The 16,294-nt window shown below is 62.2% G+C and carries 16 protein-coding genes and 2 pseudogenes; 12 read left to right on the top strand and 6 right to left on the bottom strand.

What is annotated here, in order from left to right:
* Positions 1 to 21: 21 nt before the first annotated feature.
* The 12 genes from trpB (at position 22) to AACP59_RS01940 (ending at position 9,765) form a co-directional block, all read left to right on the top strand.
* Positions 22 to 2,127 (top strand): tryptophan synthase subunit beta, encoded by a 2,106-nt coding sequence (gene trpB, locus AACP59_RS01885; protein WP_297316483.1) that lies wholly within the window; start codon positions 22 to 24, stop codon positions 2,125 to 2,127.
* Complete coding sequence (gene trpA / locus AACP59_RS01890; protein ID WP_339349620.1) at positions 2,127 to 3,005, top strand: tryptophan synthase subunit alpha; 879 nt, start codon at positions 2,127 to 2,129, stop codon at positions 3,003 to 3,005. Before trpB ends, trpA begins: the two co-directional genes overlap by 1 nt.
* Before the next feature lie 37 nt (positions 3,006 to 3,042).
* Positions 3,043 to 4,008, top strand: coding sequence for a prolipoprotein diacylglyceryl transferase (gene lgt, locus AACP59_RS01895; RefSeq protein WP_297316503.1), 966 nt, complete (start codon positions 3,043 to 3,045; stop codon positions 4,006 to 4,008).
* A gap of 27 nt (positions 4,009 to 4,035) precedes the next feature.
* Positions 4,036 to 4,710 carry a ribulose-phosphate 3-epimerase gene (gene rpe / locus AACP59_RS01900; protein WP_339349621.1) on the top strand — a complete coding sequence of 225 codons (675 nt, stop codon included), beginning with the start codon at positions 4,036 to 4,038 and terminating at the stop codon, positions 4,708 to 4,710.
* A 35-nt stretch (positions 4,711 to 4,745) separates the two neighbouring features.
* Positions 4,746 to 5,009 (top strand): phosphoribosyl-ATP diphosphatase, encoded by a 264-nt coding sequence (locus AACP59_RS01905; RefSeq protein ID WP_339349623.1) that lies wholly within the window; start codon positions 4,746 to 4,748, stop codon positions 5,007 to 5,009.
* A gap of 49 nt (positions 5,010 to 5,058) precedes the next feature.
* Positions 5,059 to 5,910: an ATP phosphoribosyltransferase gene (hisG, locus tag AACP59_RS01910; RefSeq protein WP_297316487.1), complete on the top strand. Its 852-nt coding sequence runs from the start codon at positions 5,059 to 5,061 to the stop codon at positions 5,908 to 5,910.
* Between the two features lie 4 nt (positions 5,911 to 5,914).
* Positions 5,915 to 6,529: a CDP-alcohol phosphatidyltransferase family protein gene (locus AACP59_RS01915; protein ID WP_297316488.1), complete on the top strand. Its 615-nt coding sequence runs from the start codon at positions 5,915 to 5,917 to the stop codon at positions 6,527 to 6,529.
* Positions 6,530 to 6,641: 112 nt separating this feature from the next.
* Entirely contained in the window at positions 6,642 to 7,481 is an 840-nt protein-coding gene (locus tag AACP59_RS01920; RefSeq protein ID WP_339352919.1) for a DUF881 domain-containing protein, read from the top strand.
* 2 nt (positions 7,482 to 7,483) lie between these two features.
* On the top strand, positions 7,484 to 7,816 hold the full coding sequence (locus AACP59_RS01925; protein WP_297316490.1) for a small basic family protein: 333 nt from the start codon (positions 7,484 to 7,486) through the stop codon (positions 7,814 to 7,816).
* 7 nt (positions 7,817 to 7,823) lie between these two features.
* On the top strand, positions 7,824 to 8,654 hold the full coding sequence (locus tag AACP59_RS01930) for a DUF881 domain-containing protein (protein ID WP_297316491.1): 831 nt from the start codon (positions 7,824 to 7,826) through the stop codon (positions 8,652 to 8,654).
* A 6-nt stretch (positions 8,655 to 8,660) separates the two neighbouring features.
* A complete protein-coding gene (locus AACP59_RS01935; protein ID WP_297316492.1) occupies positions 8,661 to 9,101 on the top strand; it encodes an FHA domain-containing protein in 441 nt (146 codons plus the stop codon).
* Positions 9,102 to 9,132: 31 nt separating this feature from the next.
* Positions 9,133 to 9,765: a MerR family transcriptional regulator gene (locus AACP59_RS01940; RefSeq protein ID WP_297316493.1), complete on the top strand. Its 633-nt coding sequence runs from the start codon at positions 9,133 to 9,135 to the stop codon at positions 9,763 to 9,765.
* 281 nt (positions 9,766 to 10,046) lie between these two features.
* On the opposite strand, the gene AACP59_RS01945 is transcribed toward AACP59_RS01940, so the two are convergent.
* The 6 genes and pseudogenes from AACP59_RS01945 to AACP59_RS09455 all read right to left on the bottom strand — a co-directional run.
* Positions 10,047 to 10,760 (bottom strand): HAD hydrolase-like protein, encoded by a 714-nt coding sequence (locus AACP59_RS01945; RefSeq protein WP_339349625.1) that lies wholly within the window; start codon positions 10,758 to 10,760, stop codon positions 10,047 to 10,049.
* Between the two features lie 65 nt (positions 10,761 to 10,825).
* Positions 10,826 to 11,173: an RNA polymerase-binding protein RbpA gene (locus AACP59_RS01950; RefSeq protein ID WP_297316495.1), complete on the bottom strand. Its 348-nt coding sequence runs from the start codon at positions 11,171 to 11,173 to the stop codon at positions 10,826 to 10,828.
* A gap of 86 nt (positions 11,174 to 11,259) precedes the next feature.
* On the bottom strand, positions 11,260 to 13,836 hold the full coding sequence (locus AACP59_RS01955; protein WP_339349627.1) for a DEAD/DEAH box helicase: 2,577 nt from the start codon (positions 13,834 to 13,836) through the stop codon (positions 11,260 to 11,262).
* A gap of 66 nt (positions 13,837 to 13,902) precedes the next feature.
* Positions 13,903 to 14,223 carry a hypothetical protein gene (locus tag AACP59_RS01960; protein ID WP_339349629.1) on the bottom strand — a complete coding sequence of 107 codons (321 nt, stop codon included), beginning with the start codon at positions 14,221 to 14,223 and terminating at the stop codon, positions 13,903 to 13,905.
* 36 nt (positions 14,224 to 14,259) lie between these two features.
* Positions 14,260 to 15,375, bottom strand: a pseudogene (locus AACP59_RS09450) (helix-turn-helix transcriptional regulator); the annotation flags it as partial.
* Positions 15,376 to 15,452: 77 nt separating this feature from the next.
* Positions 15,453 to 16,236: pseudogene (locus AACP59_RS09455) on the bottom strand (helix-turn-helix transcriptional regulator); the annotation flags it as partial.
* Between the last annotated feature and the right edge of the window lie 58 nt (positions 16,237 to 16,294).

Genomic DNA, 16,294 nt, shown 5'->3' on the forward strand with positions numbered 1-16,294 from the left:
GAGGCTGGAGGGAAGGGCTCTATGACCGTTTTGGACGAACTGGTGGCCGGTGCCGTGGAGGATGCCAGGGCTCGGGTGCGGGAAATCCCCCTGGAGAGGCTCAAGAAAGAGGTCCGTCAGCTGAAGCGCAGGCCCCTGGATGCGGCCCTCCTTCTCAAGGAGAGTGCCGGCATTCCCGTCATCGCCGAAATCAAGCGTGCCTCGCCCTCCAAGGGATTCCTGGCGGACATCAAGAACCCGGCCGCACTGGCCAGGGAATATGCCAACGGAGGGGCCTCGGCCATATCCGTCCTGACCGAGGGCAGGCGCTTCCTGGGTTCCCTCGACGACCTACGCCAGGTCAGGGAGGCTGTCGGCATCCCCGTCCTCAACAAGAACTTCATCGTCTCCGACTATCAGGTCTGGGAGTCCAGGGCCAACGGGGCCGACATGATCCTCCTGATCGTGGCCGCCCTGGATGACACACGGCTCAGGCATCTTCTGGTCCTGGCCGAGAGTCTGGGACTGACCGCCCTGGTTGAGACCCATGACCGGAAGGAGATCGATCGGGCCATAGCGGCCGGTGCCAGGGTGATCGGCATCAACGCCCGGAACCTGAAGGACCTGAGCGTCGATGTGGACCAGTATGCCAGGCTGTCCTCCAACCTGCCCGAGGATGTGGTCAAGGTGGCTGAATCTGGGGTCTTCGGCACGGTTGAACTTGAGCAGTATGCCAAGGCGGGGGCCGATGCGGTCCTGATCGGGGAGGGGCTGGTCACATCCCAGGACCAGGAGGGGACTGTCCGGATGCTGGTCCAGGCAGGTCACCGGTTCAAGGCCTCCCAGGCCATGCCCCTCTCGACCCATGACGGCCCCTACTTCGGCCCCTATGGAGGGCGGTACGTCCCCGAGGCCCTGGTGGGTGCCCTGAACGAGTTGGAACGGGTATACGGGCAGGCCAAGTCCGATCCGGACTTCCAGAAGGAGCTGGGCAGACTCAACCATGTCTATGTGGGGCGGCCATCGGCCCTGACTCCTGCCCCCCGGTTCGCCGAGTTGATCAGCGGCCGGGTGGGCGGTCAGGTAAGGGTTTTCCTGAAGCGGGAGGACCTGAACCACACCGGTGCCCATAAGATCAACAACGCCCTGGGCCAGGGCCTTCTGGTCAAGCGGATGGGGAAGAACCGGGTCATAGCCGAGACCGGGGCCGGTCAGCACGGAGTGGCCACGGCTACGGTCTGCGCCCTCCTGGGATTCAAGTGCCGCATCTACATGGGCCAGATCGACGCCCGTAGGCAGGCCCTGAACGTGGCCAGAATGCGGATGCTTGGGGCGGAGGTCGTCGAGGTGACGACCGGGACCAGGATTCTCAAGGATGCCATCAACGAGGCCCTGCGCGACTGGGTGACCAACGTGGAGACCACCCACTACCTGCTGGGTACCGTGGCGGGTCCGCATCCCTTCCCCACCATCGTCAGGGACTTCCAGAAGATCATCGGCGAGGAGGCCTCCGACCAGCTTTCGGCATACGGCATCGACCATCCCGACGGGGTGGTGGCCTGCGTCGGTGGCGGGTCCAACGCCATCGGCATCATGAACACCTTCCTTGACGATCCCCGTGTTTCCCTCTACGCTTACGAGGCCGGGGGAGACGGGCCCAAGTCCGGTAAGCACGCCATCCGTCTGACCCCCGGTACGGGCCAGATCGGTGTCTTCCAGGGGACCAGGTCCTATCTGCTCGAGGATGACCAGGGGCAGACCCTGGACACCTATTCGATTTCCGCAGGTCTGGACTATGCATCGGTAGGGCCGGAACATGCCTGGTTGCACGACCTGGGTCGGGTCCGGTACGACTATGCCACCGACCAGGAGGCCATGCAGGCCTTCAGCGATCTTTGCCGCACCGAGGGAATCATCCCGGCCCTGGAATCCTCGCATGCCCTGGCCGGTGCCACCAAGGCCGCTGCCGACCTCCTGGGCAGGGGGGTCGAGAATCCCGTCATCCTGATCAACATTTCGGGAAGGGGCGATAAGGACGTGGCCACGGCGGGCAGGTGGTTCGGATATCTGTCCGAGGAGGAGGCCAGCGCCTTGGAGGCCCAGGGCGGACAGGACAAGGGCGGTCAAACGAAAGAGGAGGACCGATGATGGTCGACCAATCAAGACAGGCAGCGGCTTCCGCCCAACCCAGGGGATTCAGCCGCAGGACCAGTCCGGTGGCGGCCACCCTGGAGGCTCTCCGCCAGGAGGGCAGACCCGCCTTCATCGGGTACTTCCCCTATGGATTCCCTGACGAACCCACCTCCCTGGAGGCCATGCGGGTCATGGTCCGGAACGGGGTCGATATTGTCGAGATAGGGTTGCCCTACAGCGATCCGGTCATGGATGGTCCCGTGATTCAGGCGGCCGCCAAGTGCGCCATTGACCAGGGGGTCACGGTCGGAGGTGTCTTCGATGCCGTCCGGCAGGTCCAGGAGGATGGTGCCAAGGCCCTGGTCATGAGCTACTGGAACCTGATCATGCATTATGGGGTGGCCGAGTTCGCGGAGGGGATGGCCGATGCCGGCGGTGCAGGACTGGTCACCCCCGACCTGATCGTCGATGAATCGGGGGAGTGGATCGAGCAGTCCGACCGGTATGGTCTTGACCGGATCTACCTGGTGTCGCCCGATTCCGCAGATGATCGCTTGGAGCTCACATCACGCGCAGCCAGGGGGTTCGTCTATGCCACCTCCCGGATGGGTGTGACCGGTGAACGGACCAGTATGTCCGGGTCGGCCAGGGAACTGGTGGCCCGGGTCAGGCGTGCCGGAGCTCCTTACGTCTGCGTGGGCATCGGTGTCTCGACCGCCCAACAGGCCTCCCAGGTCGGTGCCTATGCGGACGGGGTCATTGTCGGTTCCGCCCTGGTTCACTGCCTTCTGGATGACCAGGGCAGACCCCGCAAGGACCGCAAACGGGCCCTGGACGACCTGGCTTCCGTCTGCTCCGACCTGCGCTGGGGCATCAGCCAGGTCAAGAGGTGACGGGGCTGTAAGGCCCAGGGGCTAAACTGTGGGTCTTATGACGTTTGCCTACATTCCATCGCCAGGAATATCCAGCATTCACATGGGGCCGGTCACCATCAGATTCTACGCTCTGACCATGCTTCTGGCCATCGTCGTGGCCGCCTGGATCACCGCCAGACGCTGGAGGAAGGTCGGTGGACGGTCCGAGCAGATCCTGGACATCGCCATCTGTGCGGTACCCGCCGGCATCATCGGTGCCCGGCTCTACCATGTCATCACCACCCCCGAGCGGTACTTCGGGGCCAAGGGTAACCCTGCCGACATCCTCCGAATCTGGCAGGGCGGCCTGGGCATCTGGGGGGCCATCCTGCTGGGAGCCCTGGCAGCATGGGCCTGGTGCCGCCACAAGGGCTATCCGACCGCCCTTCTGGCCGACACCGTGGCCCCGGCCCTCCTGGTGGCCCAGGCCATCGGGCGTCTGGGCAACTGGTTCAACCAGGAGCTCTACGGGGCTCCCACGACCCTGCCCTGGGGACTGAAAATCGATGCCGCAGGTTCCGCCATCGGCAGCAGCGAGCAATGCTATGACGGAGCCACCTGCCCAACCGGCACCCTCTTCCAGCCCACCTTCCTCTACGAGATGATATGGAATCTGATCGGGGCGGCCCTCCTGGTCTGGATCGGTCACCGGGCCATCAGGATCCTCAAGGCCGGTTCCCTCTTCGCCCTGTACGTCATGTGGTACACCATGGGGCGCACCTGGATCGAGGCCCTCCGCATCGACTTCGCCCACGAGTTCCTTGGGGTCAGGGTGAACGTCTGGGTCTCCATGACGGTCTTCCTCCTGGCCGCTGTCGCCTTCGTCATCATCCTGCGCAGGGGCAAGCCGACCTCCCTCCTGGCCGAAAAGCTGCGGACCATCACCGAGCTGGAGAAACGGCAGGAGGCCATCTGCGAGGGCAGTCGGGACAGGGACGCCCGGGCCGGGAACCACGATGGGCACGACCAGGGCTTGAATTAGGGTCACCGGTCTGTCGTACAACATAGAATGAGATTCATGAGCATTCAGATAGCACCCAGCATCCTTTCCGCCGATTTCGCCAACCTGGAGCGGGACCTCAGGGCCATTTCCACGGCCGACATGGTCCACGTAGATGTGATGGACCATCACTTCGTCCCCAACCTGACGCTCGGGGAGCCCGTGGTGGAACGGATCTGCCAGGTGACCGACCTGCCGGTCGATGTGCATCTGATGATTGAGGACCCCGACCGATGGGCCCCGGAATTTGCCAAGCTGGGTGTCGCATCCGTCACGTTCCATACCGGAGCCGTCCATGCCCCGGTCCGCCTGGCCCGCCAGTTGCACAATATGGGTGTCAAGGCCTGTCTGGCCGTGCGACCTGCCGAGCCCGTCGAACCCATCTTCGACATCCTCGAAGAGTTCGATATGATCCTGGTCATGACCGTGGAGCCCGGCTTCGGCGGCCAGAAGTTCCTGGACAACCAGATGGCCAAGACCCGTCGTCTCCGCAACGAGATAAGCGCCCGTGGGCTGGGAACGCACATCCAGGTGGATGGCGGGGTCAGCCCAACCACGGCCCCCATCGTCGCCGAGGCCGGAGCCGATGTCCTGGTGGCGGGTTCAGCCGTCTATGCGGCGTATGATCCGGCCAAGGCCATCGACCAGATCAGGCGGGCCGCCCAGGAACGGTACAGGGACTGACAGGTCCGGACAGAAAGAACGGGGGACGATGACCAATGAAGACCTTCGATGAGCTGTTCAAGGAGCTCTCAGCCAAGGCCAGGGAGCGCACAGTTGGTTCACTTACCGTGGATGAGTTGGACAAGGGTACGCACTTCATCGGCAAGAAGATCGCCGAGGAGGCCGGTGAGACCTGGATCGCGGCCGAATACGAGGGAGTGGATCGGACTGCCGAGGAGATGAGCCAGCTGCTGTATCACCTGCAGGTCATGATGATCGACAGGGGCATCAGCCTGGAGGATGTCTACCGGCATCTGTGAGCCACCCTTCCATCCGTCATAGATTCGCTGCCGTACTAAGGAGGTCACCATGCTGAAGGTTGCGGTACCCAACAAGGGTATGCTGTCACAGCCGGCATGGAGGTTGCTGTCAGAGTCGGGATACCGGCTGCGCTCCAACGACCGGCAGCTGGTGGTCGAAGACGTAGACAACGGCATAGAGCTCTTCTATCTGCGGCCCAACGACATTGCGGTCTATGTCGGCTTGGGTACGGTCGATCTGGGCATCACCGGGCGCGATCTCCTGCTGAACTCCGGCACGCAGGCCGTCGAGGCCCTGAAGCTGGGTTTCGGCGTCTCGACCTTCCGTTTCGCGGCTCCTGATTCCAGTCCCATCCGTACCCTGCAGGATGTGGACGGGAAGCGGATCGGCACCTCCTTCGACCGGCTCCTTGAGGACTACCTGGCCGGTAAGGGACTCAAGGCGGAACTGATCCATCTGGATGGGGCCGTCGAGTCCTCCGTTCAACTCGGGGTGGCCGATCTGATTGCCGATGTGGTCTCCACCGGCACCACCCTGCGCAATGCCGGCCTTCGCATCTTCGGGGATCCCATCCTTCATTCCGAGGGGATCCTGATCAGGTCGCCCCATCTGGATTCCGATGATGAGCGTCTGGCCGTCATGTCTCGGAGGCTGGAAGGCGTCCTGACCGCCCAACGCTATGTCCTGATGGACTACGACATCCCCGTCGAACGTGTCGCTGAAGCGGTCGGAATCACCCCGGGCTTCGAATCACCCACCGTTTCGCCACTCCACGACAAGCAGTGGGTGGCGGTCAGGGCCATGGTCCCCAAGGATCAGGTCAACAACCTCATGGACCGTCTCTACGGGGTGGGGGCACGCGCCATTATCGTCACGGCCCTCCAAGCTTCTAGAATGTAGCATGATGGCTCTGATTGATCGAATTTCGCGCAGCAGGTACAGTCCTGAACCAAGGTCGGTGATATTCACCATCCCCAACGTCATCAGCCTGCTTCGTATCTGCTCCATACCCCTGATTGCCTACCTGGTGGCAAACCGACATCTGATCATATCCCTGGTGGTGCTTCTCATATCGGCCCTTTCGGACGGGGTGGACGGAATCATCGCCCGGCGGTTCAACCAGGTGAGCAAGCTTGGGCAGATTCTTGATCCGGTGGCCGACAGGTTGCTGATCCTTTGCTCGATCCTGGCCCTGAGCATCGCCGATATCCTGCCCTGGTGGCTGATGGTACTGGTGGGGGCGCGCGATGTCCTTCTGGGTATCCTGACCCTGGTCCTGGCACAGCATGACTACGGTCCCCTCCCTGTCCACTTTGCAGGGAAGACGGGGACGGCTGTTCTGATGCTGGCCATACCCGCCCTGATCTTTGCCGACGTGGGGCGCACCCCCCTCTTCCGTATCTTCCATCTCGTGGCCCTGGGCGCCGTCATTTGGGGGGTGGCCCTATACTGGCTGGCCGGATTGATATACGCCTATCAGGGAATAGGCCTCCTCAGGTCGGACAGCGATCATGACTGACCCCAGCCCAACCCCGGTTTCATTCCCCGTGCCGCCCGACCGTGCCTTGATCCACCGGAGGGCGGTCTTTTCTCATTCGACGGCCAACCTGGAGACCAGGTATGTGGACCGCATGACGGTTGACAGCGCCACCGCGGCCGTCCATCGCAGGAGGCTTGCCGACGAGTCCCTGCGGCTGATCGATGACTTGACCAACCGGCCCATGGACCCCATGTTCGAGGATGCACGCCTGCTGCCCAGGGAGGACCGCTCCATCTTCAGTATCTGGCTCAACCGCATCCTGGTCTTTGCCATCTGCGTCCTGGTCGGGCTGGCAGGGACAGGCATTGTCCAGGTGCTCCACAAGGATCCCCGTCAGAAGGTCCGGGAGAAGCTGATCTCCCAGGTGGAGGATGTGAACAAGCGTTCCGACGCACTCTCCCGAGACATCTCCTCGCTCAGGGGAAAGATCGAGGGTCTGTCTGCCAAGGCCGGAGCCCCTGCCCTGAGTCAGTCCCAGGCCCGGGATGACGTGACCAACGGGTCTTCTCAGGTCAGGGGGGAAGGCGTCGTCATCACCCTGGCCAACCCGATTGCCTCCAAGGATTCCCAGGACAAGGGTGACCCGATTAAGACCGTGACCGACCAGGATCTGCAGTGGTTCCTGGCCAAGCTCTGGTCGGCCGGAGCCGAGGCCATTTCCATCAACGGGAACCGGATCGGCACACAGACCTCGGTCAGGACGGCAGGACAGACCATCCTGGTGGGCACGGCCTCCATCCAGGCCCCATACCGGATCGAGGCCATCGGCGACCAGTCCCGGCTGGGAGACATCCTTCAACGCGAAGACCTCCAAGGCCGGCTCAGCAGTTTCAAAAAGGCCAATATCACGGTCAATATCTCCAAGGAGCGTGAAATCACCCTGAACGCCCTTGGACTTCCCAACCTTTCCTATGCCAAAAGGAGTCAGTGAATATGACGGCAGTACTCGGACTGGTTCTCGGCGTTGTAGCGGGCATCTTCCTGCAACCGGACATCCCCATCGGCCTTCAGCCCTACCTGCCCATCATGGTCGTGGCGGCCCTTGATGCACTGGTGGGTGCCATCCGCTCCTACTTCGAGCGCAGCTTCTCCGACCGGGTCTTCGTGGTCTCCTTCATATCCAACGTAATCACCGCAACCCTTCTGGTCTTCCTGGGCAACCAGCTGGGTGTGGGCTCCCAGCTCTCCACGGCCGTCATCGTGGTCCTGGGCATCCGCATCTTCTCCAACGTCTCATCCATCCGTCGTTTCATCTTCAGGGGATGACCACCAAATGAGGCCTTTCACGCATAAGAACGGAGACAGACTCCCCAAGAGCATCCCTCCCAAGGCCAAGGGGAGGGTGCATGCCAATGACGATGACACCCAGACCGGTGCTTTCCCGGTGGTGCGCCGCAGACCACCCAGATCGCTGAATGCCAACGCCAACCGGGCTCGTCTGGTCACCAGCGTACTGGTTGCGCTGATGTGCGCCCTCCTGGGTTTCGGTTACGCCGTTCAGGTCCACAACAACCAATCCTCCTACCAGTCACTCTCCGAGGAGGAGCTGGTTCGGCTCCTGGATGAGACCAGCACCCAGGTCGATAAGCTGGAGGAGCGCAAGAGCCAGCTCAACCAGCAGCTCGCCTCGATCAAGTCGGCCGCAGACAAGCAGAAGGAAGCCGCCAGGATCGCCCAGCAGAACGAGCAGAGCTCGGGCCTCCTGTCCGGGCGGCTTCCTGCCCAGGGCAGGGGAGTGGTGGTCACCATCTCCGAGGAGACCGACCGGGTCGACGCCACCACCATGTTCAATCTGATCGAGGAGCTCCGAAACGCAGGTGCCGAGGTCATCTCCTTCGGTGACGTGCGGGTGGTCACCAGCACCTATTTCCTGGATACCAAGTCCGGTCTGGAATGTGATGGGAAAAAGATGAAGGCTCCCTACACAATCAGAGCCATAGGCGACCCCGATGCCCTCCAGAATGCCATCCAGATCGCCGGCGGTGTGGGGTCCAGAATCAAGGTCCAATACCATGCCTCGGTCGGTGTTGAGCAGTCCAATAGTGTAAAAATCGACCAAGTTCGTCGTGGCCAGGATTATCAGTACGCAAAGACTGTAGAATAGAGCATTATGACAGAACCTATTCCAACTGCGGGAGAAACCACCATCATCGGTATGCCCGCTCTGAATATTCCGGTGACGTCCAATGGAGACCGCCCTCTGACCCAGGATGACCTGGATACGATGGCCCGGTTGCCAGAGGGTACGGCCCTGCTCATCTCGACCCGGGGAGCGGTTTCAGGGTCCCGGTACCTGCTCGACCAGGACCAGGTGAGTGTAGGCAGGGATCCCAAGGCGGACATCCTCCTCGATGATTCCACGGTCTCCAGGGCACATGCCATCTTCCGTAGGGTTCCGGGCGGCTTCCAGGTCCAGGACACGGGAAGTCTGAACGGAACCTATGTCAACCGGGAACGGGTCGACCAGGCTGATCTGCACAACGGTGATGAGATCATGATCGGCAAGTTCCGGCTGGTCTTTTTCGACAACAAGGCGGTTGTCGCCAGGTAGTGACCGGTTCCACCAGGTAGGAGGAGTTACCATGACCGATCGGACGGGATCCGAGGGCGGGGGAGAGGTCTCTTTCGGCAGCCCGGACCATCTGATTCAGGGGGCACTCTTCACACCTGAGCAGGCCGAGGGAATCACCCGCGGATATGGGGGTACGGTGGCGGCCAAGGTGGCCGGCATCACCTACCGGCAGCTGGATTACTGGGCCCGGAAAAGGATAGTGGAGCCATCCATCAAGTCATCGCACGGGTCCGGTTCCCGCAGGCTGTATTCCTTCAAGGACGTGGTCATACTCGCTGTTCTGAAGCGGTTGCTGGATGCCGGGGTCAACCTGGTCAATGCCACGGCGACGGTTGCCTACCTGACCAGGAGAACCACGGCGCAACTCGAGGATGTCACGGTGGTCTGTGACGGGGGCCAGGTGATCGAGTGCAACGGGCCAGACCAGGTCTTCGCGCTGATGAAGTCCGGCAGGGCGGTCTTCGCGATTTCCGTGGGGGCCATCTGGCATCGTATGGATGTGGATCTGGAGACCTGCGACCATGTCGATCTGGAAAGTGGCCAGGTTCGTTCGGGCCTGCCCGACAGGCCCATTGATGAGCTGACGGCCATGCGGTTGCGTAAGCGCCTGGAGCTCCAGCACAGGCAGCGTCAGGAAGCTTGACCCTTCCGGCTTGTCGCTCTCGTGCGAATTCGCGCACACATGCGTGCACGCATTCAGGTATTCCCGAACTCCATGTAACTCACGTATGCAGCGGTACCCACAGGTGAATCTGTTCTGCTGTTATGAGCCTGACAGTCTGATTGACCATGCGGACCAGACATCGCACGGGTAGTGCTGGATGAGTGGGCATCCCATAATCGATATCCAATTTGACATAACGTACATTATCGGCGTCAAGTGAAACGACAATTCTCTCGCTTGATCCGATCGTGTTCAGTGGTTTAGGCGAAATACTCGCCGACGGCCTCTGATAGCTGATCTATACGATCGATGATCCTGTAGGCCCCGTGATTCTTCAGCTCGTCAGGTTCTGCGTAGCCCCAGCCGCAGCCCAGGCAGTCCAGACCCATCCGCCGGGCCCCATCGGCATCTGTCCAACGGTCGCCGACCATGAGTGCCCTGTCGCCGCGTTCCGGAGAGAATCCCAGTCCGTCGAAGGCATAGGCGATGACCTTGTCCTTGGTTGCTCGGCTGGCATCGGTGCTGGCACCGTAAATCGCATCGAGATGATTCGTCAGGCCAAAGTGGTCGCAGACGGGAATGGCCTGATATTCGGGCTTGCAGGTGGCAACGGCCAGGATGAATCCCTGCTTCCTCATCACATCCATCTGGTCTATGATTCCGGGGAAAACGGATGCGTAGAGACAGCCGGGCACCCGGGCGTTTGGATTCGACGGATCGGGGAAGGCGTCCACAGCGGCATAGTAGTGTCGGTAAATCTGTACGCCGTGCTGGATCCGGCTTTCAGGAACATGGTTCCGCTGCAGGGAAACCGCGATGGACGGGCCGATGAACCTGCGCAGTGCGGCCTCATCAGGTATGGGAAGGTCCAGTTCCTCGAACACCTTGACCACCGATGCCAGTATGCCTGGATGGGATGAGGTCAGCGTGCCATCCAGATCCAGCAGCACTACCTTACGGGCTGTTTGGGTCATCGTATTCAAATTCCGGTTTCACCTCATCTGCAGGTCAAAAAATGTATGAAGAGCGATACGCGGACTCACTCATAGTCCGGGAACCAGCCTTCATGGTGCATCTTGAGCCGTTTGTCAAGCACGGTCTGCAGTTCCTCCTCGGAACGGCGCTCCAGGAGCATGTCCCAGTGGGTCCTGGTCGGCTTCCCGTTCTTGCCGATCCCCTCGTCCTCGTTGCCCTCCAGGTGGGCAATCTGACCGCAACGGCACTCCCAGTCCTGGGGAACCTCGGCGCCCTCGGCCAGGGGCAGGATGGTCCGATGGCCCTTGGGGCAGACATAGGCGACCTCACTGCGGGCCGCGAAGTCCACGTTCTGGTCCGATTCCAGTGACTTTGCCCCGATGCTCATGCCGCGAAGGCTGCGCTCTGCCATACTTCCTCCATTACGTTCAGGTCCTGTGCTTCCAAGCTACAGAACAGCATTGACTTGCCTTTTATTCCGGGGCTTGGCCCTGGGCCTCACTCCACGCCGGTATATGCCACGATGCCACGGTTGACCTGGTCGGCGGCGATGCCGGCCCGGAGTGCCAGACGGTGTCCGCCCGACCCCAGGAAGGGTTCGACCTGGACGATCTGGGTGAGCACGTCCGAAAGGCGCTTGGCGTTCCGGACAAAGTCCCCGGCGGTCAGCTCCGTGTCCTTCAGGATGGTTGCGAGTGAATCTCCACAGGCCCAGTCGTAGACCGTCCGTCCCAGGCCGAAGTCCAGGTCGTCGGGCAGATCCAGCCCGGCATCCTCGCACTCGTCCCGGACCAGCTCCCACTGCCTGTTCATGGTGGCAATGGCTCCGGCCAGGGGGGAGGACCGGCGACCGGGATCACCCTGGTCCCCCACTCCCCTGCGCGATTCATAGACCATTCCCGACATGGCTGCGGCCAGTTCCTCGGGTTCCAGGTCATCCAGGATGCCCTTGTCGAGAATCTGGGCCAGGGTCAGGTCCTGTTCGCTGTATATCCGCCGCAGGAGCTGCCCCCGTCTGGTCAGTTGATAGTTCTCATCGTCGACCTGGCGGATGTACCCCAGGTCGGTCAGGATGGTGCAGATCCTGTCGAACTGCCTGGAGACCGAGCCGGTGCGAGACTCGTACCTGTCCTCGGCTTGTTGGAGTTCCTTGTTCTCGCGAATCCAACGGTTTCCCCACCGCATGTGCTTGGGGAGATCCGGGCACTGACGGCAGGGGTGGTTGCGCTCCTTCTTTTTGAGGTGCTCGATGTGCTCGTCGAGCCTCCTGAAGGCGCGGTTGCGCTCACGTTCATTGCGGAAGCGCTGCTTCTTGAGTTGTCGTCGATCGTTCTTCTGGGCCGAGGAGAGATCGGCCCTGATCTTCATGAACTCGATCAGGTCGCCGTGGCTGCACTGGGCCGCCTCGCTGTAGCCATCCAGGGCCTCGGTCAGGGTCCGGATTCTGGCCTCCAGTTCAGAGGCCGACTGGTTGGCCTCCCACTGGGCAAAGGAGTGGTCCAGGGTGTCGCGGGCCATGCTGTAGGTACTGGAATTGAGCAGGTTGACGGCCATGTTGAAGGTCGGTTTGAAGCTGGAATGCAAGGGATAGACGCGCTTGCTCGACAGGGCGGCCATGGTCTCGGGGCTGAAGTCGCGATGGTCAACCACCACCACATGTCCGATTTCGTCGATGCCGCGTCGGCCGGCCCGCCCGGTCAGCTGGGTGAACTCCCCCGGTGTCAGGCCCACGTGGCCGGTCCCGTCGAACTTCTCCAGCTTCTCGACCACCACGCACCGTGCCGGCATGTTGATGCCCAGGGCCAGGGTCTCGGTGGCGAAGACCACCTTGATCAGCCCAAGTTCGAACAGATGTTCGACTATCTGTCTGAAGAGGGTGACCACCCCGGCATGGTGGGCCGCGAAGCCCTGCTCCAGGGCGAACCTGAACTGGGTGAACCCCAGGGCCTTCAGGTCCTCATGGCTCAGCTGGCCCTCGGCCATGGAGTCCACGATCTGGTGGATTCGGTACGCTTCCTTGTCGGTGGTCAGCTGGAGACCCGCCCGGGTGCACTGTTGGACGGCCTGGTCGCAGCCTGTCCTGGAGAAGATGAAGTAGATGCCGGGCAGCATGCCCATGAAATCCAGCTCATCCACGACGTCGGCCCGGCTGGGGCGGTAGCGCTCCCCCTGACGGCGGTCCTGACGCCCGGCTCCCCCGCGTCCGTGGCGGTTCCGGCGATGGCGGTCGCCATCCTGTCCCCGTGCGCTCCTCCTGGCCTCGCCTTGCCTGTTGAGCTGTGCCAGTCGGTTGGCCAGACCGGGGTTGATCCTGCTGGTCTGCCGACCGGAGCCGTCATGCCTGTACAGGTCGATGATCTCCGGCTCGGTATGCCTGTCTGCCTGGACCAGAACATGCTGTTCCAGGGGTACCGGCCTACGCTCGGAGACCACCAGCTTGGTCTTGCCCCGAACGGATGCGATCCAGTCCGAGAAGTCCTCCACATTGGAGACCGTTGCCGAGAGCCCGACGATGCGGGTGGACCGGGGAAGGTGGATGATGACCTCCTCCCAGACCGGCCCCCGGAACCTGTCCGCCAAATAGTGGACTTCGTCCAGTACCACATACCGGAGGGCCGAGAGGGTGGACGAGCGCTCATAGAGCATGTTGCGCAGCACCTCGGTGGTCATGACCACGATATCGGCCTCGGAGTTGATCGAGGTGTCACCGGTCAGCAGGCCGACATGGTCCTCCCCGTACCGGGCCACCAGGTCGTGGTACTTCTGGTTGCTCAGGGCCTTGATGGGGGTGGTGTAGAAGGTCTTGACGTTCTGTTCCTGGGCCAGGAAGACCGCGAAGTCTGCCACGATGGTCTTGCCGGCCCCGGTGGGTGCCGCTACCAGGACGTTCTGGCCGTCCTCCAAGGCCTCGATGGCCTCCACCTGGAACCTGTCCAGGGGGAAGGGCTGCATGTTCTGGAAGCGTCCGGAGGCCCCCGTCATGCGCCTGCGCTGCTTGTTGAACCTGGCATATCGTTGCGAGGGACTGAGCGTCTGGTCCGATTCCTGACTATCCTGATAATGATGACCTGACATATTCCTCCGATGATGGAGCCGGATTGACTGCCTGCCCCTGAATGGCTTGGACGGGATCGGCCATCCTTACCGATTGAAGTGCTTCCAGCGTGCCCAGGCTACCTCATGGTTCCTCCGCCTGGAGTCCTTGCGCCTGAGCAGGTCCGCATGGGCCTGGGAGTATCGGCCGGATGCCTTGCTCAGGGGTTGGGCGAAGAAAGGGCCTTCCGCCTGGTCCTGATGCCCGGCCTCACCGGCAGGCGGCTGGGGCATGTGCCGGCTGATTGTTGCCCCAACCTGACCGATGGCCTTTCCGGCCCGGATGGCGTGGAGTATGGCATAGATCGCCCCAATGACCAGCATGGCAATCATGAACAGGGTCAACGGTATCCAAACCCATCCCGGCATAATCAGCTCCTTTTGCAGCCTGAAAGCGCCGAGTGCCTACTCGTCGCCGTGGTCGTCCCCGGCAAAGTCGTTGATGGTGATCTCCCGTTGGGCCCGCGCCAGGATCATTGTACGCATGGTCTTGGGTGCCACGGCGGTGATGTGCTTGGCGTGGGCGATGCAGAAGGCCACGAACCAGGAGTCCGAGGAGACGGTCAGGTGGACCTTCTGGCCGGTGCCGCACGGTTCGACCGATGCCCCCGGCAGGGACTTGATGTAGGGCAGGTCCGGCCTGTCGGTGATGAAAACCGCGGCCGTGCCGTTGTCGAAACTCCACTTGCGCAGCTCGCTGACCGGCACATCGGGGAACTCGACCTTGTGACTGGGTTTGACGATATCCGCATGCTCGATTCTGGCGATGCGGAGCACCTGCCACTGCCGGTTCCTGCCTGTCCCCTGTTTCAGGTGATGCGTTCCCTTGGATCCCGAACCCGAGTCGGAGGGGGCATCCTCGGCTGACGTGCCCTTGGCTGCGTCGCCGATATCGGTCCAGACGGCGGCATAGTAGACACCCTCATCCACGAAGATCTTGGCCGGGGCCACCACCTTCCGCCTGGTTCTGCCGGCGGCGTCGGTGTACTCCATGTCCAGGAGGGAATCGGTCTTGATGGCCCTGCGGACCACCGAGAAGCTCTTGGGCTCGGTCTCATACCCGGTCAGGCTCAGCCAGGGGGTCTCCCCCGGCCCCACGTGGGTGCGCAGACGCTCATAGAGGGATTCGGCCTGGGTGCGGGAATCCTCCGGCAGGAGGGGCGAATGGGCCAGGTAGTTGAGCGAGGCGGTCAGCATGCTCAGGTACTGGGGCGATATGCCAGCCAGGCGTTCCAGACCCAGGGAGTTGGTGGCGGAGACGATGCCGCTTTCATCCAGGAGGGACCAGTCGATGTCGAAGAACTGGCTGCCGGCCATCTCGCCGTCATCCGAGACCGTGGTCAGGGTGTTGATGTCCTTGCGGATGATGTTGACGAATTTACGCAGTTCGTCGGCGCTCCGAGGAGTGCCGACGAAGCGCTCGGCCAACTCGCTCAAGGAGAACTCCTCACCCAGGTGGGCCGAGAGGAAGAGCATGAGCCTGAGGCGGCGGTCGACCTCCGACCCGGTCTGGAAGGAGGAGGCACTGGCCCGCCTTGCGTGGGGCAGGTCCATATCATCATCATCCATGTCGATGGCGATGTGATCGGTCTTGTTGGAGCGTGCGATCTCCGGGGGGACCACGGTGGCGGCACCGGGACTGATGGATTCGTCGGCCAGTTGGAACCTGGTGGCGGCGTCCAGCCTGCGGTGGAAGGCGTCGACGGCCTCCTGAGGGCTCACGATGGAGGCATCCGGGTGCTCCAGGACGAACATGGCCAGGTCATCCGAGTCGGCATAGGCCACATTCAGGTTCTCCCCGTCCACGTCGATAGTGGCGGCGAACCGGCGTGAGTCGATGACCTTGACGAGGTCATCGGGCAGGTGTTGGGTTCCCAGGCCGGGGGCGATGGAGTCCAGCCCCAGGCCTGGGATGGGCACCTGGGGCACGCGCGGGGTGGTGCGTGACAGGGGCCGCACCGGTTCCTCGCAGGCCTCCTGGGACATGGCAATGGAACGGGCCAGGTAGTTTGCGGCGGCCAGGACGGGCATCTCCTCCTGGGCGAAGTGCACACGGATGCGGGGCTCATCTCCCAGCTGCAGGCGGTAGGAGGCGAAATCCTGCCCCTCCGACTTGGAGGAGTATTCGGGTTGCCGGGATTCGATGGCGATGCCCATGGCGGCCAGCTTGGCCCGGTCCCTCTGGAACTGCTTGGCGAAGGCGGCCTTGGCGGCCTGGTCGGCCAGTTCACCGTATGAATCCGCATAGGCCTTGACCCGTTGGGCAATCTGCCGGGAGGTCAGCCATTGCGGGAAGGCGGAGGATAAAACGGCCAGGACATCAAGTTCGTGCTTGCCCCACTTGTCCGAGAATCGCCGTCTTCCGTTCGTGCCTTCTGCCATCAGTCCTCGCGTATCGTTATGGTTCGTACACCAGTGCGCCCTAAAACGCACTTCTCAC

It is taken from the genome of Bifidobacterium indicum, from assembly GCF_036987015.1.
GTDB classification, from domain to species: domain Bacteria; phylum Actinomycetota; class Actinomycetes; order Actinomycetales; family Bifidobacteriaceae; genus Bombiscardovia; species Bombiscardovia indica.